Here is an 18452-nt window from a genome sequence, read left to right on the forward strand (position 1 = left end):
AGCATCCCTTGCCCGATTGCAGGGATGCTGGCCCGGTGGCGGCCCTTTGCCTATCGGGATAAACCCGCGATTAGGCCCCGCCCAGCACCGACGCGAAGGCGGCGACGCCGGCCTTGGGCCCTTCGGGATGATTCCACACCGTGCCGCTGACCGCCAGGAAGTCGGCGCCTGCCGCGATCAGGGGGGCGGCATTGTCCGGCGTGATGCCGCCGATCGCGACGCAGGGCAGTTCGAACAGGGTGGTCCACCAGCCCAGGATCGACGGTTCGGCGCGGTGCGTCGTTTCCTTGGTCGTGGTCGGGTAGAAGGCGCCGAAGGCGACATAGTCGGCCCCCGCCTCGCCCGCTTCCATCGCCAGATGGCGGCTGTCATGGCAGGTCACGCCGATCTGCACCTTGGGACCAAGCTGCTTGCGCGCCTCGCGCGGGTCGCCATCTTCCTGCCCCAGATGGACGCCATCGGCGTTCAGCCGCTTGGCAAGGCCGATGCTGTCATTGATGATGAAGGCGACCTCGCGCTCGGCGCAGAGCGCCTGGATCGGCCCGGCGAGCGCGGCGATGGCATGATCGTCGATCCCTTTGAGGCGCAGCTGGAAGGCGGCCACCTTGCCGCCGTCGAACGCCTGGGCGAGCTGATCGACGAAAGTCTCGTCGATCGCCGGCGGCGAAATCAGGTAAAGTTGGCAGGCCGGGCGAAAGCCCTTTTCGAACTGCTCGGCAAAATGGGGGTCGAGCGCCAGTTCTTCGTCAGTGAAATCGGTCATGCGCGCCTTATAGCCGCTCGCGCGGCCGCGCCAAGTGCGGCTATGACCGCGATCACAATACCGAAGGATATTCCATGCGCCACGCTTTCGCCGTCCTGCTGCTCCTGTCCGCCGCGCCCGTGCTGGCGCAGGAGGCGCCGCGGCCGCGCGCGCGGGAGGCCGGCGTGACCGTCGGCATCCTCCGGCCCGGCCCGCTCAACGCGATCACCGACGTCGCGGGGGTGAAGGTGGGCCAGGTAACGCTGCCGCGCAGCAAGGACGTCAATACCGGCGTCACCGCGATCCTGCCGCACGCCGGCAACCTGTTCCAGGACAAGGTGCCGGCCGGCTTCGTCGCCTATAATGCGTTCGGCAAGTTCATGGGATCGACCCAGGTTGCGGAGCTGGGCGAGATCGAGACGCCGATCCTGCTGACCAACACGCTGAACGTGGCGGAGGCCGGTGCGGCCTCGGTCGAATGGACGCTGGCGCAAACGGGCAATGAGGAGGTGCGGTCGGTCAATGCCGTGGTCGGCGAAACCAATGACGGCATGCTCAATGACATTCGCGGGCGGCATGTCACCATCGCCGATGCGCGGCGCGCGATCGAGAGCGCCAAGGCCGGCCCGGTCGAGGAAGGTGTGGTGGGCGCCGGCACCGGCACAGTGGCCTTCGGCTTCAAGGCAGGGATCGGCACATCCTCCCGCAAGCTGCCGGCGTCGCTGGGCGGCTGGACGGTGGGCGTGCTGGTGCAGGCCAATTATGGCGGCGTGCTGACGATTGCGGGCGTGCCGGTGGGAGTAAAGCTTGGCCGCTATGACTATCGCCAGCAGGTCGAGGAAAAGAAGGCGGATGGGTCGGTCGTGATCGTGATCGCGACCGATGCGCCGCTGTCCGACCGCAATCTGCGCCGCATCGCCGAGCGCGCCTTTGGCGGCATCGCGCGGACCGGCTCCAGCTTCTCCAACGGGTCGGGGGACTATGCCATCGCCTTTTCGACCAGCGCGGCGGTGCGGCGCACGGCGGCGAAGCGCAATGCCGTGGCGGCCGTCGATGACCTGCCCAATGACCGCATGTCGCCGCTGTTCCAGGCGACGATCGAGGCGACCGAGGAAGCGGTGTTGAACGCGCTGTTCAAGGCGCAGACCGTGGTCGGCAATCGCGGGACGGCAGAGGCCCTGCCGCTCGACAAGGTGCTGCCTATGCTGAAGGACGCGCGCTGAAGGCTGCGATAAAGGCAGCCGGATCGTCGAGCCGGTGGGCGAGGTAGCGGATCGTGCGCCGCCCTGCCTTGGCCGGCGGGTCGAGCGCGATGACGATGTTGGGGTGGGCGACCAGCGCGCCGTTGAACAGGCCGGCTGCCTTGAGATCGGCCAGAGTCCAGTCGTCGCATGGCCCCGCGACTTGCGGCCAGGGAATGGTGAGGCTGCGTAGCTTGCCGATGGGCCAGACCAGCCCGTCCGGGCCGATCCGCACCGGATGGTGGCGCAAGGCGCGAATGAAAAGGATGAACCAACCGATCGTGGTGAGGCTCAGCAGCGAGAGGAGCAGCGCCGCGCGCGGACTCCATAGCGCGACCAGCAGATGGACCACGGACGTCTCGACGACCATCAGGCCCAGTAGAATCCAGAGCATCGGCGCGACCGCGCGATGATAGGAAAAGGCGGCGCCGGCGGGACTTCCCCCCTGCCCGGCGCCGTCCATATGCGTCAGGCCGCGACCGGGGTCTTGGTGGCCGAAGCGGCGTAGATTTCGTCGATCGCCTCGCCCAGCGACGCGTTGAATTCGTCGTCGCTCATCTGGTGGCGCAGGTCGTTCAGCAGCGCGCGGCTGAAGCTGGCGATGATGCCGCGATTCTTGGCGAGTTCGGCGCAGGCTTCGGTGCGGCTGAAGCCGCCCGACAGGGCCACGACGCGCAGCACCTTGGGATGATCGACCAGCGGATCGAACAGGCCGGCCTTGGCGGGCAGCGAGAGCTTGAGCATCACCTGCTCGCCTTCGGGCAGGGCGTCGAGCTGCTTGAGGATTTCCTCCAGCAGGATCTGGTCGGCCTCGGCGCGTTCGGGCGACTTGATGTTCACTTCGGGTTCGATGATCGGCATCAGACCGCCGGCCAGCACTTGGCGGCCGACTTCGAACTGCTGCGCGACCACGGCGGCAATGCCCTCACGGTTGGCGAGGTTGACAACCGAGCGTTCCTTGGTGCCGAACACGCCCAGGCCCTTGGCGCGGGCGAGCAGCGCATCGAGTTCGGGCATCGGCTTCATCAGCTGCACGCCGTTCGCCTCGTCCTCCAGGCCCTTGTCGATCTTGATGAAGGGCACGACGCCCCGTTCGATCAGCGCGGTCGGGGTCGGCTTGCCGTCGACGGTGCCGTCCATGGTGCGTTCGAACAGGATCGCGCCCAGCACCTTGTCGCCGGTGAATGCGGGCGAGGTGATGACGCGGCTGCGCATGCCATGGATCAGGCCGAACATCTCCTCGTCATTGCTCCAGGCGCTCTCGTCCACGCCATAGCCCTTGAGCGCCTTGGGCGTCGAACCGCCGCTCTGGTCGAGCGCGGCGATGAAGCCCTGACCGTCGGAAGCCTTCTTGACCATGTCCTGATCCAGCATCTGCACATACCTTCTCTTGGGGCGCGCCGCCCCCTCGGCAGCGCGGAAAGATGGAAGCCATCGGGCGAACCCGAGGGCATGACTGTAGCGCGCTGTCAGGCGCGCCGGTATCCGGGCTGTTAGCTAGTCCCATGTCGCACCGCAAGATGCTTGCCCCCCGCGCGGCGACGGGGCGGCCGCCAATATCGTTGGCGCGTGCGAAAGTGCCTGATAGGCTGTGGCCAAAGGTCTGAATCGGGGGAAGAATGGGGATCGGGAAGATGCGGCCCGTCATGGCGGCCGCGCTGATGCTGGGGCTGTTCGATATCGGGGTGGCGCAGGCGGCGACCAAGCCGGTGGTCGGCGAGATGGCGCCGGATTTCGAGCTGACGCTGATCGACGGCAGCAAGGTGTCGCTGGCGGAACTGAAGGGCCAGGTGGTGCTGCTCAATTTCTGGGCGACCTGGTGCGTACCGTGTCGCAAGGAATTGCCGACGCTCGACAGCTATTATGGGCTCCAGAAGAAACATGGGCTGAAAGTCTTCGCGATAACGACCGAAGGATCGGTACCAATCGCACAGCTGAAGCAATTGTTCGCGGCGATGCACATCCCGTCGGCCAAAAGGATCAAGGGCCCCTATGGCCCGCTGACCGGGGTGCCGACCAATTTCGTCATCGATCGGGCGGGCCGGCTGCGCTACGCCAAGTCCGGCGCGTTCGATCTGGATGACCTCAATGCGCTGCTGGTGCCCTTGCTCAACGAACAACCACCCGCCTGAGGGCAATTTCCGTTGCATTGCACAATGAAATTTCCGTCATCCGGTTGAAAGCCGGCCATGGCGGGACCATTAGGGCGGCATGACCCATTCTGCCGCCCTGCCCCTACCGCGCGATGATGCGCCCCTGTCCCGCTTCGCCATATTGCTGATGGCGGTCGCGTGCGGGACGATGGTGGCCAACCTCTATTATGCCCAGACGCTGATCGATGTGATCGGGCCGGAAATCGGCATGTCGGCAGGGGTCGCGGGCCTCATCACCACGCTGACGCAGCTCGGCTATGGCCTGGGCATCATCCTGGTGGTGCCGCTGGCCGACCTGTTCGAGAACCGGCGGATCGTGTTAATATCGGCGGTGGCAACGGTGCTGGGCTGTATCGCCATCGCCCTGTCCAATGGTCCGGCCACCTTCCTGATCGCGTCGGTCATGACCGGCGTCGGCGCGACCGGCGTGCAGGTGCTGATCCCCCTCGCCTCCCATCTGGCCCCGCCCGAGCGGCAGGGCCGCGTGGTCGGCACGGTGATGAGCGGCCTGTTGTTCGGCATCATGCTGTCGCGGCCGATCGCCAGCTTCCTGGCCGGATCGATGGGCTGGCGCGCGACCTTCCTGCTGTCGGCCGGGGTGATCGCGCTGGTCGCGATAGCGCTGCTGATCGCCTGTCCGCAGCGCCGGCCCAAGGGCGGCATGCATTATGGCGAAGTCCTAAGCTCCACCTTCTCGCAGCTTGGCAAATATCGCGTGGTGCGGATGCGTGCCTTCTATCAGGCGTCGATGTTCGCGGCGTTCAACCTGTTCTGGACCGCTGCGCCGCTGAGCCTGATCCATGACTTTGGCCTGGGCCATAATGGCATCGGCGCCTTTGCGCTCGCTGGCGCAGGCGGCGCGCTGGTGGCGCCGGTGGCGGGCTGGCTGGCCGACCGACGGCTCACCGGCCCGGCCTCGCTCGGCGCGCTGATAGCGCTCGCCATAGGCTTCCTGCTGGCGGACTGGACGGTGGCGGCGGGCAGCCTGATCGGCTTCACCATCATGGCGGTGCTGATCGATGCGGCGGTGCAGGTCAGCCAGATCACCGGGCAGAAGCTGATCTTCTCGCTCGATCCCCATGCCCGCGGCCGGATCAACGCAGCCTATATGACGGTGATGTTCGTGGTCGGCGCGCTCGGATCGGTGATCGGATCGACCACCTATGAAGCGGGCGGCTGGAGCCTGAGCGCGATCGCCGGTGCGGCGATCGGCGGCGTGGCCGCGCTGGTCTTCATCCTGTTCGATCGGGGCGCCAGCGCCACGCGCTGACGCCCCTGCCGTCAAAAGACTTAGGCGTAGAGCGCCTTCACGCCCGGCAGTTCCTTGCCTTCCATCCATTCGAGGAAGGCGCCGCCGGCGGTCGAGATGAAGGTGAAGTCGGCGGCCGCGCCGGCATGGTTGAGCGCGGCGACGGTGTCGCCACCGCCCGCGACAGAGACCAGCTGGCCTTCCTTCGTGAGCGCCGCTGCCGTCTTGGCAAGGGCGACGGTCGCCGCGTCGAAGGGCGCGATCTCGAACGCGCCGAGCGGGCCGTTCCACACCAGGGTGCGGCAATTCTTGAGCGCATCGCCCAGCGCCTCGACCGCGGCCGGACCGACGTCGAGGATCATCTCGTCTTCCGCGACTTCATGCACGTTGCAGGTCCGGACCGACGGCGGGTTGGCGGCAAATTCCTTCGCCACGACCACGTCATAGGGCAGATGGATGATGCAGCCGGCTTCTTCCGCCTTGTCGAAGATGGCGTCCGCCGTGTCGGCCAGATCCTTTTCGCACAGCGACTTGCCGACATCGACGCCGCGGGCGTGGAGGAAGGTGTTGGCCATGCCGCCGCCGATGATCAGATGATCGACCTTGGTCACGAGATTGTTGAGCACGTCGAGCTTGGTCGACACCTTGGCGCCGCCGACGACGGCCGCGACCGGCTTGACCGGGGCACCGAGCGCAGCTTCGAGCGCGTCCAGTTCCTTCTCCATCGAGCGGCCGGCGAAGGCGGGCAGCTTGTGGGCCAGTCCCTCGGTCGAAGCATGGGCGCGGTGCGCGGCGGAAAAGGCGTCGTTGACATAGAGGTCGCCGATCGCGGCGATCGCGTCGACCAGCGCGGGATCATTCTTTTCCTCGCCGGCATGGAAGCGGGTATTTTCGAGGATGGCGATGTCGCCGTTGCGCATCACCTTGATGCCGTCGGTCGCGGCCTCACCCTGGCAGTCGGGAATGAACTGCACCTCGCGGCCCAGCACCTGGGTCAGCGGACGGGTGATCTTGCTCAGCGAAAATTCCGGGTTCTTCTGGCCCTTGGGCCGGCCGAAATGGGCGAGGATCAGCACCTTGGCACCGCGATCGGCCAGTTCCAGGATGGTCGGCATCGCCGCGCGCAGACGGGTGTCGTCGCTGACCGAACCGTCCTGCATCGGCACGTTCAGATCCTCGCGCACCAGCACCACCTTGCCGGTGATGTCGCCCATGTCGTCGAGTGTCTTGAACGGCTTTGCCATGATCGCTCCTAGAATTTGGAATTATGTCAGAAGAAAAACCCCGCCGGTTGGTCCGGCGGGGCTGAGAAGGCTTAGAGGAACTTCGCCATGACACCCGAGGTGTCGATCATGCGGTTCGAGAAGCCCCATTCATTGTCGTACCAGCTGAGCACGCGGACCAGGTTGCCCTCGATCACGGCCGTTTCCAGGCTGTCGACGGTCGAGCTGCGCGGATCGCCATTGTAATCGATCGAGACCAGCGGCTCGTCCGAATAGCCCAGGATGCCCTTGAGCGGGCCGGATTCCGAGGCAGCCTTAAGCAGGCCGTTGACTTCCTCGACCGTGGTGGCGCGGCTGGGGATGAACTTCAGGTCGACGACCGAGACGTTCGGGGTCGGCACGCGGACCGACGAACCGTCCAGCTTGCCCTTGAGCGCCGGCAGAACCTCACCCACGGCGCGGGCGGCACCGGTGGTGGTCGGGATCATCGACAGGGCTGCGGCGCGGGCGCGACGCATGTCCTTGTGGATCTGGTCCAGCGTGTTCTGGTCGTTGGTGTAGCTGTGGATCGTGGTCATGAAGCCGCGTTCGATGCCGATCGAATCATTCAGCACCTTGGCGAGCGGCGCCAGGCAGTTGGTGGTGCAGCTGGCGTTCGAGATGATGATGTCGTCGGCGGTCAGCTCGTCATGGTTGACACCGAAGACGACAGTCTTGTCGACGTTGGTGCCCGGTGCCGAGATGACGACGCGCTTGGCGCCGGCGGTCAGGTGGGCGCCGGCCTTGTCCTTGCTGGTGAAGATGCCGGTGCATTCCAGGGCGATTTCGACGCCCAGTTCGGCGTGCGGCAGGTTGGCGGGATCGCGCTCTGCCGTCACCTTGATCTTCTTGCCGTCGACCACCAGGAAATCGCCGTCGACGCTGACTTCGCCAGCCCAGTTGCCATGGACCGAGTCGCGCTTGAACAGCAGGGCATTGGCCTTGGCATCGCCCAAGTCGTTGATGCTCACCAGTTCCAGATCATGGTCGGTGCGCGAGAGGATGGCACGCGCCACCAGACGACCGATGCGGCCGAAACCGTTGATTGCTACCTTCGTTGCCACTGCACTTGTCTCCCGGTTTGCGTGTAGGTCTTGGGCTCAGGCGCCGAGCGCGGCCTTGATCTGCGGAGCGATCTTGGCGGCGGTCAGGCCGAAATGGTCGTAGAGCACTTCGGCCGGAGCCGACGCGCCGAAGCTGTCGATGCCGAAGCGCAGGCCGTCAAGGCCGGTATAGCGTTCCCAGCCGAAGGTGGTGCCGGCCTCGATCGAGGCGCGCAGCACGCCGGCGGGCAGGATGTCGGCCTTGTAGGCGGCGTCCTGCGCGTCGAAATGGGCCCAGCTGGGCATCGAGACGACGTCGGCGCCGATGCCCTGCTCTTCCAGCGCCTTTGCGGTGGCGACGGCGATCTCGACTTCCGAACCGGTGGCGAGCAGCACGACCTTGCGATCGGCGGTCGCGGCGACCAGGCGATAGGCGCCCTTGGCCGACAGATTCTCAGCTTTTTCCAGGCGCAGCTGCGGCAGGTTCTGGCGGGTCAGCGCCAGCACCGACGGGCCGGTCGCATCCTTCAGTGCCAATTCCCAGCACTCCGCCGTCTCGACGATGTCGGCCGGGCGATAGACGTCGAGGTTCGGGATCATGCGCATCGACATGACATGCTCGATCGGCTGGTGGGTCGGGCCGTCTTCGCCCAGACCGATCGAGTCATGGGTGAGGACGTGGATCACGCGCTGTTCCTGCAGCGCGGCGAGGCGGATGCCGGCGCGCATATAGTCGGAGAAGACCAGGAAGGTGCCGCCATAGGGGATCACGCCACCATGCAGCGCCATGCCGTTCATCGCGCAGGCCATGCCGAATTCGCGAATGCCATAATAGACATAGCGGCCCGAATAATCGTCGCGGGTCAGCGGGCCGGTCGACTTGGTCTTGGTGTTGTTCGAGCCGGTAAGGTCGGCCGAGCCGCCGACGGTTTCGGGCAGCAGATCGTTGATCGCGCCCAGCGCCAGTTCGCTGGCCTTGCGGGTGGCGACCTTCTGCGGATTGGCGATCAGGCTGTCGATATAGGCGTCGAGCGAGAAGCCGGCCGGCAGTTCGCCCGCCATGCGGCGCGAAAATTCATCGCCTTCCGCGGCATTTGCCAGGCGACCTTCCCAAGCCTTGCGAACATCACCGCCCTTGGCACCGATCGCCTTCCAGGCGGCGTCGATGTCGGCGGGGACCACGAAGGGTTCGGCGGTCCAGCCGAGGAACTCGCGGGCGGCGGCGACTTCGGCCTCGCCCAGCGCCGAGCCGTGGACGCCCGAGGTGCCAGCCTTGTTCGGCGCGCCATAACCGATCTTGGTGGCGCAGGCGATCAGCGAGGGACGCGGATCGGCCAGTGCTTCGTCGATGGCGCGGCGCACGTCGGCAACGTCATGGCCGTCGCACGACACGACATGCCAGCCGGTGGCGGCATAGCGGGCGCGGACATCTTCGTTGCTCGACAGGTCGACGGCGCCGTCGATGGTGATCTTGTTGTCGTCCCACAGCACGATCAGGCGCGAGAGGTTGAGGTGACCGGCAAGGCCGATCGCCTCATGGTTGATGCCTTCCATCAGGCAGCCGTCGCCGGCGATCACCCAGGTGCGGTGATCGACCAGATCGTCGCCGAACTCGGCGTTCAGGTGACGCTCGGCAATCGCCATGCCGACGGCGGTGGCAAGGCCCGAACCCAGCGGGCCGGTGGTCGCTTCGACCCCTGCCAGCTCGAAATTCTCCGGGTGGCCGGCGCAGGGCGAACCGAGCTGGCGGAAGTTGCGGATGTCGTCCATGGTCGGACGGGCATAGCCGGTGAGGTTCAGCAGCGAGTAAATCAGCATCGAGCCATGGCCGGCCGACAGCACGAAACGGTCGCGATCGGCCCATTTCGGCGCGGCCGGATCGAACTTCACATAATCCTTGAACAGCACGGTGGCGACGTCAGCCATGCCCATCGGCATGCCGGGATGGCCGCTATTGGCAGCCTGCACGGCGTCCATGGAAAGCGCCCGGATGGCGTTGGCGAGCTGCGTGTCGGAAACGGTCATAGCGGGAAGATGTCTTTCATGACTGGCATGGAACGGCCCGCGCGAACGGGCGAGTCGATTTGGGTTCCCTTTGTCGCGTCAATCCCCATGCGTCAACCGCAGGCGGGGCGTGGTGCGCGGCAAGCCGTCCAAACAGCGCTTTTGCAAGGCGAAAACATTGGCTATGCAGAAAATATGGCAAGCGACCGCATGATGCAGGCGATCGGCACGCTGGAGCGCGCGATCAGTCGGCTTGAACAGAATGTGGCCAGCCTTTCGCAGGCTGTCCCCCACGCCAATTCCGGCATCGACCAGATAGCCGCCCAGGCGGCATTGCAATCGCTGGACGATCTGATCGGGGAATTGCGGGGGCGCGCCGATGGCTGAAATCATGCTGCAGATCGCCGGCCGCCCCTATCAGCTGCGCTGCCGCGATGGCGAGGAAGCGCATATGGCGCATCTGGCCCAAATCATCGAGGACAAGGCCTATCAGGCGCAGCGCAGCACGCCGGGCCTGACCGAGGTGCGCACGCTGCTGTTCGCGGCGCTGTTCATGGCGGACGAACTCAACGAACTGAAGCGCGCCGCGGCAGGCCGACAGGAGCAGCTGGCGCTGGATAGCGACGACGAGCCGGCCGCCCGCGCGGTCGAGGCACTGGCCGCCCGCGTAGAAAAGCTGAGCGAGGCTCTTGCCGCCCGCGCCGCCGACGCCTAGATTGGCGGAGACGGGCACTGCCTGGTGCGAGCTTTAGCGAACATCCCTGAGGCGATAATCACATCCACGGGGGCTGTCCCTGGGCGGGCTCTGGCCCGATCTACATGGTCCCCACCTGACGTTGAGGCGTCAGAGGATATTCCAGCAAACGGCCAAGGCGGTCCCGTCACCCCTCCCCTACCAGCAAAGGCACCCCATGCCCGACGACAGTGATGCCGCCGACAAGTCGACCCTGCGCGCAATCGCCCGGCAGCGGCGGCGCAACTTCGTCGCCTCGCTCGACGCGCTGACCCACAGGCTGGCGTTCAAGGCCATCCCCTCCCCGCTCGCCCAGCGCATCGCCGACGCGCAGGTGATTGCGCTCTACATGGCGCTGGATGACGAGGCGCCAGCGCAGCGGCTGGCCCCGCAACTGGGCGTGATGGGCAAGCAGGTGGCGTTGCCGCGCGTGCTCGATCGCCTCGGCAGCATGGATTTCTTGCTGTGGCGGCCGGAGGACCAGCTGTTCCCCGGCCTGTTCGGCACCAGCCACCCCGAGCCATCAGGCGGCGCGGTGGCGCCGGATGTCATCATCGCGCCACTGCTGGGTTTCGACCAGCGGATGAACCGCCTCGGCCAGGGCGGCGGCTATTATGACCGCGCCTTTGCCCGCCATCCCGATGCCTTGCGCGTCGGCCTTGCCTGGTCGGCGCAGGAACTGGATGATGTGCCGGCCGACCCATGGGATCTGCCGCTCGACATGATCCTGACCGAAACCGCCGTGATCGAGGCAACCTGACTCCGATGAGCATCGACCCGCGCCATTATCATCAGCCCAGTTGGCGCAAGCCGGCCGGCATGTTCGCGATCCTGGGGCTGATCCTGGGCTGGGCCGTGCTGGTCGGCAGCCTGTCGCCGCTGATCGGCCAGTTGCCGATGTGGGGCCAGGTGCCGGTCTATATTTTCCTGGGCCTGATCTGGATCTGGATCCTGCCGCTGCGGCGGCTGCTCGCCTGGATGGAAACGGGGCGCTGGCGTCAGGGTTAATCCCGATGCCCAGCCCATGGTGTTTCGCCTTATCCCTGAGCGTTAGGCGACCATAGCGGACGCATCGCGGCCATGCGCGATGCCGGCGGCTCGCCGGAAACGGGGGCAACGGCATGTCCATGCGCCAGTCACCAGCATCGGCCGCCCATGCCGCGGACCGCTCCCTTCGATCATCCTGCATTCTCCGGGCGGCGCCACCCCGCACCGGTCTCAAACCATGTCCGGTGGCAGGCGCACAGTGCAACAGGAGGCGTTGATGGTTCCATTGAGCAAGCGATTGTTTGCCGAATGTTTCGGCACATTCTGGCTGGTGTTCGGCGGGTGCGGCAGCGCCGTGCTGGCGGCGGCCTTTCCCGATGTCGGCATCGGCCTGCTGGGCGTGGCGCTGGCCTTCGGCCTCACGGTGCTGACCATGGCCTTTTCGATCGGCCATATTTCGGGCTGCCACCTCAACCCGGCGGTGACGATCGGCCTGTGGGCCGGCGGCCGCTTTCCGGCCCGCGACATCGCCCCCTATATCGTCGTGCAACTGGTGGGCGCGGTGATCGCAGCCGCCCTGCTGCTGTTCATCGCCAGCGGCCAGCCGGGCTATGAGCTGGCGCCCAATAGCCTGGCGGTCAATGGCTATGGCCTGCATTCGCCGGGCGGCTACACGCTCGAATCAGGGCTGGCGATCGAGGTGGTGCTGACCTTTGGCTTCCTGAGCGTGATCCTGGGTGCGACCGACAGCCGCGCGCCGGCGGGCTTTGCCCCGATCGCGATCGGCCTGGCGCTGACGCTGATCCACCTGCTCAGCATCCCGGTCACCAACACATCGGTCAATCCGGCGCGCAGCACCGGTCCTGCCCTGCTGGTCGGCGGGTTGGCGCTGCATCAGCTCTGGCTGTTCTGGGTGGCGCCGATCATCGGTGCGCTGGCCGCCGGCGGCGTCTATCGCTGGCTCGCCAACGAACCGCTGCCGCCGCACGTGACGGGCGAGCATCTCTGAGACGAATCGTCACGGGCCGATGCCGTTGGTGTCGGCCCGCTGGCCTGTATCGATGTGAGGGAAAAAAGGATCGCCTGGCGATCGGGTCACTTCGAGAATGAAGTGGCGCGAGTGACGGGGCTCGAACCCGCGACCTCCGGCGTGACAGGCCGGCGCTCTAACCAACTGAGCTACACCCGCGCAGGGCGGCATCCTATCGTGACCCATGGTCACCAGATGATGCAAATCTGTTTACCTTCCGACTTTCCGGTCAAGGAAAGTGGCGCGAGTGACGGGGCTCGAACCCGCGACCTCCGGCGTGACAGGCCGGCGCTCTAACCAACTGAGCTACACCCGCGTTCGGTGTGGGCGGCCGTCTATGCGGGTCCGGCCAAGCTGTCAACCGTCCTCGCCATCAGTTTCTTCACTTGTTGCATTTTCTTTGCGACGGCTGACCGTCAGCGTCCCCTGTTCGAACAGGAAACCGGCGATGTCGGGCGTGCCGGCGGCGGCCACGACGGTCTGCACGATGATGAGCAACGGCACACCGAGCAGCGCACCAGGCGTGCCCCAGACCCAGCCCCAGAAGGTCAGCGAAACGAGAATCAGCAGCGGGTTCATCGTCAGGCGACGGCCAAGGATGGTGGGCGTGATGACATTGGCCTCCACCAGATGGAAACCGATCTGGAGAAAGGCGGGCAGCAGCGCCGTCCAGACATCGTCGAACACCATGAGGCCGCCCAGCGCCAGCAGCACGGCGGCCAGCATCGGCCCGAAATAGGGAATGAAGTTGAGCAAGGCGACGATGCCGCCCCACATCCAGGGCGATGGCATGCCGATCAGCCAGAGCGCCAGCGCCACGGCGAGGCCGAGGCACAGGTTGATGGTGGCGATCGTCATCACATAAGCGGAGGTGGCGTCGACCACATTCTGGATCACCCGCGCGACCGCCATGGCGCCGTCGAAACTGCCCCGGCTGTTGATCGTGCGGCGGCGCAGCCGGGTCCAGCCGGCAAGGAAGAAATAGATGATGAGCAGCGCGAACACCATCTGGATGATCGCCGACGGAGCGGCGGCGGCCGCGAACTGCAGCAGCGATCCGGGCGTTTCCACCGCCGCCCGGTGCGCGACCGATGCCGGCCCCGCGACCAGCATCTGGACGGTTTCGTCGACGAATCGCTGGGCCTGGGAATAAAAATCGATGAGCGGCGCCAGCGTCGCCTGAATCTTGGGTAGGCGCTGGGGCAGGATGCGGAACCAGTCGGTCGCCGGCACCACGATCAGCACCAGCGCGGTGTTGGCGACACTGAGGAAAGCGACGACCGCCAGCAGCGCCGACAGGCCCGAGGGCAGCCCGCGCCGCTCCAGCCATTCAAGCAGCGGCACCAGCGCGATCGCAATCACCAGCGCGGCGGTCAGCGGCAGGAAGAACTCGGCCCCGGCGCGCAGGGCGAAGGGCAAGGCCAGCAACAGGCCGACGCCCGAAGACAAGGCGATCGACGCCAGCAAACGGTCGCGCCGCCGATTGACTTCCAGTTCCTCGTTGGTGGTCACGCCCGATCCGTCCCCTGTGCATTCGCCATGTTGCTCTGCACCCGGCGCTCCGGCCGGTCAAATGCCATCGGCGAATCGCATCAGGAAGACGGCAAACAGGGGCTTAACCAAATATTGGGGAGACTGGCCGTAGGAGATGCGGACATTCGATAAGGGGGATATCGCATGGCAAGAGGGTTGATCGCGGGACTGGGCCTGATCGCAGGCATGGCCGCATCCTGGCAGGCCGGGGCGCAGGATATGCGGCTCGACAGCCGGACCTTCGTCGAACGGGTGCAGACCGACATCAATGGCCGCCCGCGCCGCACCGTCGCCAATGCCGAACGCGCCATGTCGGGCGACCAGCTGATCGTCGTGGTCGACTGGCGCCATGAAGGCAGCCGGACGGCCCATGGGCTGACCGTGGTTCGCCAGGTGCCGCGCGGCACCCTGCTCGACCTGACCGATCCCGCCATGCAGGCATCGGTCGATGGCGGCGCCCATTGGGGCCGACTGGAGCAATTATGGCTGCCGACGCCGCTGGGCGGTGTCCGCCGCGCTACGCCCGAGGATATTACCCATATACGCTGGCGCCTGCCCGACAGCGTGGCGCCGGGACAATCGGGGCGGCTGACCTATCGAGCGCAGGTGCGCTGACGCAGGCTGGATCGGGGCGACAATGGCCGCCCCGATCCCGTGCATTCACCAGCCCTCGAACAACAGGACAGGCGTTTCCAGCAGCTTGCGCACCGCCTGGACGAAGCTGGCGGCGTCCCATCCGTCGACGACGCGATGGTCGCAGCTAATCGACAGGTTCATCAGCTTCGCCGCGACGATCTCCTTCCCCCGGAACATCGGCCGCTCGATCACGCGGTTGGGGCCGATGATCGCCACTTCGGGCCGGTTGATGACCGGGGTGGTGGCGATGCCGCCGAGCGGGCCGAGCGAGGTCAGGGTCAGGGTGGAGCCCGACAGTTCGGCCGACGTCGCCTTGCCGCTGCGCGCGGCGTCGGCGAGGCGGCGGATCTCGGTCGCGAGTTGCCAGACATTCCTGTCCTGCGCGTCGCGGATCACCGGGACCATCAGGCCCGCGTCGGTCTGCGTCGCCATGCCGAGATGGACGGCGCCATGGCGCGTCACCACGCCCGCCTCGTCATCATAACGGGCGTTGAGCATGGGGAAGTCGGGCAGAGTCCTGCAGATCGCCACGATCAGCAGCGGCAACATGGTGAGCTTGGGCCGATCGCCGCGATGGGCGTTGAGCTGCGCCCGCGCCTCCTCCAGCGCGGTGACGTCGATTTCCTCGACATAGGTGAAGTGCGGGATGTGGCGCTTGGACGCGGCCATATTCTCGGCGATGCGGCGGCGCATGCCGATCACCTTTACCTGCTCGTCGGCGCGCGGTGCCGTGCGGCCGGCCGGGCGATAGCCCTGCCCCGAGCCGTAGAGCAGATAGGCGTCGAGATCGGCATGGCGGATATGGTCGCCATTGGGCTTCACCAGCGCGAGATCGACACCCAGTTCCCTGGCGCGTGCGCGGACGGCAGGGGAGGCAAGGATGGGGGCGGCAGAATCAGTCCCCCTCCCTTCCCGGGAGGGGTTAGGGGTGGGTACCGGCGAAGCCGGTGCTTCTGGCTCAACGGCAGGCAGCTCGCTTTGCTCGCCACCCACCCCCGGCCCCTCCCTGGAAGGGAGGGGAGCATCAATGGAGGCCTCGACCGTTTCGACCGTCGGCGCGGGTGCGGCAGACGCCCCCTCGCCTTCCGTCTCGATCTCGACCAGCATCGATCCGATCGACACCTGATCGCCCGGCTCTCCCGCCAGACGCACGACGGTGCCCGCGACCGGGCTTTCCATCTCGACCGTCGCCTTGTCGGTCATCATGTCAGCGATCGGCTGGTCTTCCTCGACCCGGTCGCCGACCTGGACGTGCCAGCCGACAATCTCCGCCTGCGCAATGCCTTCGCCGATGTCCGGCAGCTTGAATGTGAAAAGAGCCATTACATCCTCCCCCGTTCGTGCAGGGGCGTAGGAATGATCTGGCAAATGTCGTGCTGGGCACGAACGGAACAGGGAGGTATAACGACCATAGCCCTCAGTCCTTCATGATCTTGTTGATGGCTTCGCGGATGCGCACGGGGCCGGGGAAATAGGCCCATTCCAGACTGTGCGGATAAGGCGTGTCGAAGCCGGTGACGCGCTCGATCGGCGCTTCGAGATGGTAGAAGCAGCGTTCCTGCACCAGCGCCGACAGTTCGGCGCCAAAGCCGGACGTCCGCGTTGCTTCATGCACGATCAGGCAGCGGCCGGTCTTCCTGACCGACGCCTCGATCGTCTCGATGTCGAGCGGCACCAGGCTGCGCAGGTCGACGATTTCGGCATCGATACCCAGCTTTGCCACGGTGTTTTCAACGACATGGACCATCGTGCCATAGCAGAGGATGGTCAGCGCCTCGCCGGGTCGGGCGATCCGCGCCTTGCCGAGGTCGATGCGATAATAGCCCTGTGGCACCTGCGCATCTGCATGGCCCGCCCAGCTCTTGGCCGGCGTGTCATAATGGCCGTCGAACGGGCCGTTATAGATGCGCTTGGGTTCGAAGAAGATGACCGGGTCATTATCCTCGATCGCGGCGATCAGCAGGCCCTTTGCATCATGGGGGGTGGACGGGATCACCGTCTTGACCCCGGACACATGGGTGAAGATGCCTTCCGGGCTCTGGCTGTGGGTCTGGCCGCCGAAGATGCCGCCGCCAAAGGGCGAGCGCACCGTCATCGGCGAGATGAACTCGCCGGCCGAACGATAGCGCAGCCGTGCCGCCTCGCTCACCAACTGGTCGAGCGCGGGGTAGATATAGTCGGCGAACTGGATTTCCGGCACCGGCCGCAGGCCATAGGCGCCCATGCCGACCGCGACGCCGATGATGCCGCATTCGGTGATCGGCGTGTCGAACACCCGGTTCTTGCCATATTTCTGCTGCAAGCCCGCGGTGGCGCGGAACACGCCTCCGAAATAGCCGACATCCTCGCCCATTACCACGACATCGGGGTCGCGGCCCATCATCACGTCCAGCGCGCTGTTGATCGCCTGGATCATGTTCATCTGGACGGGTTCGTCCTGGCCGCCGGCGGCGACCGTTTCCATGCGCATGTCGTTCACAGCCCTGCCGCCTTCCATTCGTCCAGCATCTGCTGCTGCTGTTCTTTCAGGTGCCAGGGCATGTCCTCGAACACGTCCTGGAACATGCTTTCCATCGGATGGTGGAGGCCATGGCCCAATATGCCGTTCTTTTCGGCCTCGCGCGCGGCGTCGCGGACCATCTCGGCCAGTTCCTGGTCCATCGCGGCGTGGCGTTCCTCGTCCCAGATGCCCAGCGTGATGCAATGCTGCTTCAGCCGCGCAATCGGATCGCCGAGCGGCCATTTGCTGCTTTCCTCGGCGGAGCGATAGGCGGTCGGATCGTCGGACGTGCTGTGTCCTTCGACGCGATAGGTGAAATGTTCGATCAGGGTCGGGCCGCCATTGGCGCGGGCGCGATCCGCGGCCCAGCGGGTGGCAGCATAGACGGCCAGCACGTCATTGCCGTCGACGCGCAGCCCGGCAATGCCATAGCCGATCGCGCGCGCGGCGAAGGTGGTCGCCTCCGCCCCGGCAAAGCCGGAGAAGCTGCTGATCGCCCACTGGTTGTTCACCACATTCATGATGACCGGGGCGCGATAGACGCTGGCGAAGGTGCAGGCCGAATGGAAATCGCCCTCCGCCGTGGAGCCCTCGCCGCACCAGGTGGCGGCGATGCGGGTATCGCCCTTGGCCGCGCTCGCCATCGCCCAGCCCACGGCCTGGGGATATTGGGTGGTGAGATTGCCGGAGATGGAGAAGAAGCCGGCCTCGCGCGCCGAATACATGATCGGCAGCTGGCGCCCCTTCATCCGGTCGCCCTTGTTCGAATAGATCTGGTTCATCATGTCGACGATGGACCAGTCGCGCGCGATCAATATGCCCTGCTGGCGATAGGAGGGGAAGCACATGTCGTCGCGCGACAGGGCAAGCGCGGCGCCGATCGACACCGCCTCCTCGCCGGTCGACTTCATGTAGAAGCTGGTCTTGCCCTGGCGCTGGGCGCGGAACATGCGGCCGTCAAAGGCGCGGGTCAGCGCCATGTAGCGCAGCATTTTGAGCAGCGTGTCCGCCGGCAGCTTGGGATCCCAGGCGCCGACCGCATGGCCATCCTCATCCAGAACGCGGACCAGCCCATAGGCGAAGTCGCGCATCTGCGAAGGGTGGGTCGCCTCATCCGGGCGCGGTGCCGCGTCGGCCGCGGGAATGTCGAAATGGGTGAAGTCCGCGCTTTCACCGGGCCGCGCGGGCGGCTCGGGCACATGCAGCTGCAGCGGCGGCAGGTTGCGTCCCTGCCCGTCCGTCACAGCGCCGGATTCGATCGAATCGGTCATCCTGCCTCCTATTGTGCGTTGCAATAATATTGCTTGTGGCAATTATTATATTTCAACGCCGCGCAAGG

19 protein-coding genes, 2 tRNA genes and 1 other RNA gene are annotated in these 18452 nt (G+C 65.9%); 10 read left to right on the forward strand and 12 right to left on the reverse strand.

Annotated features, from left to right (window positions below; genetic code table 11):
- Nucleotides 1-70: 70 nt before the first annotated feature.
- Nucleotides 71-763 (reverse strand): thiamine phosphate synthase, encoded by a 693-nt coding sequence (gene thiE / locus BRX37_RS12565; RefSeq protein ID WP_010337227.1) that lies wholly within the window; start codon nt 761-763, stop codon nt 71-73.
- A 74-nt stretch (nt 764-837) separates the two neighbouring features.
- Between thiE and BRX37_RS12570 the strand changes: the two genes are divergently transcribed.
- Complete coding sequence (locus BRX37_RS12570; protein WP_125987342.1) at nt 838-1965, forward strand: DmpA family aminopeptidase; 1128 nt, start codon at nt 838-840, stop codon at nt 1963-1965.
- On the opposite strand, the gene BRX37_RS12575 is transcribed toward BRX37_RS12570, so the two are convergent.
- Both BRX37_RS12575 and BRX37_RS12580 read right to left on the reverse strand, forming a co-directional pair.
- Nucleotides 1943-2446, reverse strand: coding sequence for a hypothetical protein (locus BRX37_RS12575; protein WP_125987344.1), 504 nt, complete (start codon nt 2444-2446; stop codon nt 1943-1945). The two genes, BRX37_RS12570 and BRX37_RS12575, sit on opposite strands and share 23 nt — an antisense overlap.
- A gap of 5 nt (nt 2447-2451) precedes the next feature.
- Nucleotides 2452-3357: a fructose bisphosphate aldolase gene (locus BRX37_RS12580; RefSeq protein WP_125987382.1), complete on the reverse strand. Its 906-nt coding sequence runs from the start codon at nt 3355-3357 to the stop codon at nt 2452-2454.
- A gap of 260 nt (nt 3358-3617) precedes the next feature.
- Between BRX37_RS12580 and BRX37_RS12585 the strand changes: the two genes are divergently transcribed.
- Together BRX37_RS12585 and BRX37_RS12590 are read left to right on the forward strand one after the other, a co-directional pair.
- Nucleotides 3618-4115, forward strand: coding sequence for a TlpA disulfide reductase family protein (locus tag BRX37_RS12585; protein WP_206434158.1), 498 nt, complete (start codon nt 3618-3620; stop codon nt 4113-4115).
- Nucleotides 4116-4194: 79 nt separating this feature from the next.
- Nucleotides 4195-5406 carry an MFS transporter gene (locus BRX37_RS12590; RefSeq protein ID WP_125987348.1) on the forward strand — a complete coding sequence of 404 codons (1212 nt, stop codon included), beginning with the start codon at nt 4195-4197 and terminating at the stop codon, nt 5404-5406.
- A 20-nt stretch (nt 5407-5426) separates the two neighbouring features.
- Here the strand turns inward: BRX37_RS12590 and BRX37_RS12595 are convergent, their stop codons facing one another.
- The 3 genes from BRX37_RS12595 to tkt all read right to left on the reverse strand — a co-directional run bounded on the left by BRX37_RS12595 (nt 5427) and on the right by tkt (nt 9715).
- Nucleotides 5427-6629: a phosphoglycerate kinase gene (locus BRX37_RS12595; protein ID WP_037507546.1), complete on the reverse strand. Its 1203-nt coding sequence runs from the start codon at nt 6627-6629 to the stop codon at nt 5427-5429.
- Nucleotides 6630-6700: 71 nt separating this feature from the next.
- Nucleotides 6701-7711, reverse strand: coding sequence for a type I glyceraldehyde-3-phosphate dehydrogenase (gap, locus tag BRX37_RS12600; protein ID WP_004211711.1), 1011 nt, complete (start codon nt 7709-7711; stop codon nt 6701-6703).
- Nucleotides 7712-7747: 36 nt separating this feature from the next.
- On the reverse strand, nt 7748-9715 hold the full coding sequence (gene tkt / locus BRX37_RS12605) for a transketolase (RefSeq protein ID WP_125987350.1): 1968 nt from the start codon (nt 9713-9715) through the stop codon (nt 7748-7750).
- A gap of 9 nt (nt 9716-9724) precedes the next feature.
- On the opposite strand from tkt, the gene BRX37_RS12610 reads away from it, so the two are divergent.
- The 6 genes from BRX37_RS12610 to aqpZ all read left to right on the forward strand — a co-directional run bounded on the left by BRX37_RS12610 (nt 9725) and on the right by aqpZ (nt 12423).
- A complete protein-coding gene (locus BRX37_RS12610; protein WP_164522451.1) occupies nt 9725-10081 on the forward strand; it encodes a hypothetical protein in 357 nt (118 codons plus the stop codon).
- Nucleotides 10074-10409: a cell division protein ZapA gene (locus tag BRX37_RS12615; protein WP_125987354.1), complete on the forward strand. Its 336-nt coding sequence runs from the start codon at nt 10074-10076 to the stop codon at nt 10407-10409. Before BRX37_RS12610 ends, BRX37_RS12615 begins: the two co-directional genes overlap by 8 nt.
- Before the next feature lie 11 nt (nt 10410-10420).
- Nucleotides 10421-10577, forward strand: a non-coding RNA gene (gene ssrS, locus BRX37_RS27620) — 6S RNA.
- A 28-nt stretch (nt 10578-10605) separates the two neighbouring features.
- Nucleotides 10606-11187, forward strand: a complete 582-nt coding sequence (locus tag BRX37_RS12620; RefSeq protein ID WP_125987356.1) for a 5-formyltetrahydrofolate cyclo-ligase — start codon at nt 10606-10608, stop codon at nt 11185-11187.
- A 5-nt stretch (nt 11188-11192) separates the two neighbouring features.
- Nucleotides 11193-11435 carry a DUF2842 domain-containing protein gene (locus tag BRX37_RS12625; protein WP_010337236.1) on the forward strand — a complete coding sequence of 81 codons (243 nt, stop codon included), beginning with the start codon at nt 11193-11195 and terminating at the stop codon, nt 11433-11435.
- Nucleotides 11436-11691: 256 nt separating this feature from the next.
- On the forward strand, nt 11692-12423 hold the full coding sequence (gene aqpZ / locus BRX37_RS12630; protein WP_125987358.1) for an aquaporin Z: 732 nt from the start codon (nt 11692-11694) through the stop codon (nt 12421-12423).
- A 103-nt stretch (nt 12424-12526) separates the two neighbouring features.
- Here the strand turns inward: aqpZ and BRX37_RS12635 are convergent.
- From BRX37_RS12635 to BRX37_RS12645, 3 genes are all read right to left on the reverse strand, one after another.
- Nucleotides 12527-12603 (reverse strand) — tRNA-Asp (locus tag BRX37_RS12635).
- A gap of 80 nt (nt 12604-12683) precedes the next feature.
- Nucleotides 12684-12760 (reverse strand) — tRNA-Asp (locus tag BRX37_RS12640).
- 41 nt (nt 12761-12801) lie between these two features.
- On the reverse strand, nt 12802-13956 hold the full coding sequence (locus tag BRX37_RS12645; protein WP_125987360.1) for an AI-2E family transporter: 1155 nt from the start codon (nt 13954-13956) through the stop codon (nt 12802-12804).
- A gap of 165 nt (nt 13957-14121) precedes the next feature.
- Here BRX37_RS12645 and BRX37_RS12650 point away from each other — a divergent pair, with 165 nt between their 5' ends.
- Nucleotides 14122-14592 carry a hypothetical protein gene (locus BRX37_RS12650; protein WP_026109315.1) on the forward strand — a complete coding sequence of 157 codons (471 nt, stop codon included), beginning with the start codon at nt 14122-14124 and terminating at the stop codon, nt 14590-14592.
- A gap of 45 nt (nt 14593-14637) precedes the next feature.
- Here the strand turns inward: BRX37_RS12650 and BRX37_RS12655 are convergent, their stop codons facing one another.
- The 3 genes from BRX37_RS12655 to BRX37_RS12665 form a co-directional block, all read right to left on the reverse strand.
- A complete protein-coding gene (locus BRX37_RS12655) occupies nt 14638-15936 on the reverse strand; it encodes a dihydrolipoamide acetyltransferase family protein (protein ID WP_125987362.1) in 1299 nt (432 codons plus the stop codon).
- 94 nt (nt 15937-16030) lie between these two features.
- On the reverse strand, nt 16031-17035 hold the full coding sequence (locus tag BRX37_RS12660) for an alpha-ketoacid dehydrogenase subunit beta (RefSeq protein ID WP_125987384.1): 1005 nt from the start codon (nt 17033-17035) through the stop codon (nt 16031-16033).
- A 53-nt stretch (nt 17036-17088) separates the two neighbouring features.
- Entirely contained in the window at nt 17089-18384 is a 1296-nt protein-coding gene (locus BRX37_RS12665) for a 3-methyl-2-oxobutanoate dehydrogenase (2-methylpropanoyl-transferring) subunit alpha (protein ID WP_010337241.1), read from the reverse strand.
- Between the last annotated feature and the right edge of the window lie 68 nt (nt 18385-18452).

Origin of the sequence: Sphingomonas sp. S-NIH.Pt3_0716 (genome assembly GCF_003950715.1) — a bacterium.
Lineage (GTDB): Bacteria > Pseudomonadota > Alphaproteobacteria > Sphingomonadales > Sphingomonadaceae > Sphingobium > Sphingobium yanoikuyae_A.

What these genes read in the sequence shown, in the direction of transcription:
- BRX37_RS12615 (WP_125987354.1), top strand. Translation starts at nt 10,074, where the DNA reads ATGGCTGAAATCATGCTGCAGATCGCCGGCCGCCCCTATCAGCTGCGC.
- BRX37_RS12580 (WP_125987382.1), bottom strand. Translation starts at nt 3,357, where the DNA reads ATGCTGGATCAGGACATGGTCAAGAAGGCTTCCGACGGTCAGGGCTTC.
- thiE (WP_010337227.1), bottom strand. Translation starts at nt 763, where the DNA reads ATGACCGATTTCACTGACGAAGAACTGGCGCTCGACCCCCATTTTGCC.
- aqpZ (WP_125987358.1), top strand. Translation starts at nt 11,692, where the DNA reads ATGGTTCCATTGAGCAAGCGATTGTTTGCCGAATGTTTCGGCACATTC.
- BRX37_RS12570 (WP_125987342.1), top strand. Translation starts at nt 838, where the DNA reads ATGCGCCACGCTTTCGCCGTCCTGCTGCTCCTGTCCGCCGCGCCCGTG.
- BRX37_RS12620 (WP_125987356.1), top strand. Translation starts at nt 10,606, where the DNA reads ATGCCCGACGACAGTGATGCCGCCGACAAGTCGACCCTGCGCGCAATC.
- BRX37_RS12655 (WP_125987362.1), bottom strand. Translation starts at nt 15,936, where the DNA reads ATGGCTCTTTTCACATTCAAGCTGCCGGACATCGGCGAAGGCATTGCG.
- BRX37_RS12585 (WP_206434158.1), top strand. Translation starts at nt 3,618, where the DNA reads ATGCGGCCCGTCATGGCGGCCGCGCTGATGCTGGGGCTGTTCGATATC.
- tkt (WP_125987350.1), bottom strand. Translation starts at nt 9,715, where the DNA reads ATGACCGTTTCCGACACGCAGCTCGCCAACGCCATCCGGGCGCTTTCC.
- BRX37_RS12575 (WP_125987344.1), bottom strand. Translation starts at nt 2,446, where the DNA reads ATGGACGGCGCCGGGCAGGGGGGAAGTCCCGCCGGCGCCGCCTTTTCC.
- BRX37_RS12650 (WP_026109315.1), top strand. Translation starts at nt 14,122, where the DNA reads ATGGCAAGAGGGTTGATCGCGGGACTGGGCCTGATCGCAGGCATGGCC.
- BRX37_RS12665 (WP_010337241.1), bottom strand. Translation starts at nt 18,384, where the DNA reads ATGACCGATTCGATCGAATCCGGCGCTGTGACGGACGGGCAGGGACGC.
- BRX37_RS12610 (WP_164522451.1), top strand. Translation starts at nt 9,725, where the DNA reads ATGTCTTTCATGACTGGCATGGAACGGCCCGCGCGAACGGGCGAGTCG.
- BRX37_RS12625 (WP_010337236.1), top strand. Translation starts at nt 11,193, where the DNA reads ATGAGCATCGACCCGCGCCATTATCATCAGCCCAGTTGGCGCAAGCCG.
- BRX37_RS12595 (WP_037507546.1), bottom strand. Translation starts at nt 6,629, where the DNA reads ATGGCAAAGCCGTTCAAGACACTCGACGACATGGGCGACATCACCGGC.
- BRX37_RS12590 (WP_125987348.1), top strand. Translation starts at nt 4,195, where the DNA reads ATGACCCATTCTGCCGCCCTGCCCCTACCGCGCGATGATGCGCCCCTG.
- BRX37_RS12660 (WP_125987384.1), bottom strand. Translation starts at nt 17,035, where the DNA reads ATGAACATGATCCAGGCGATCAACAGCGCGCTGGACGTGATGATGGGC.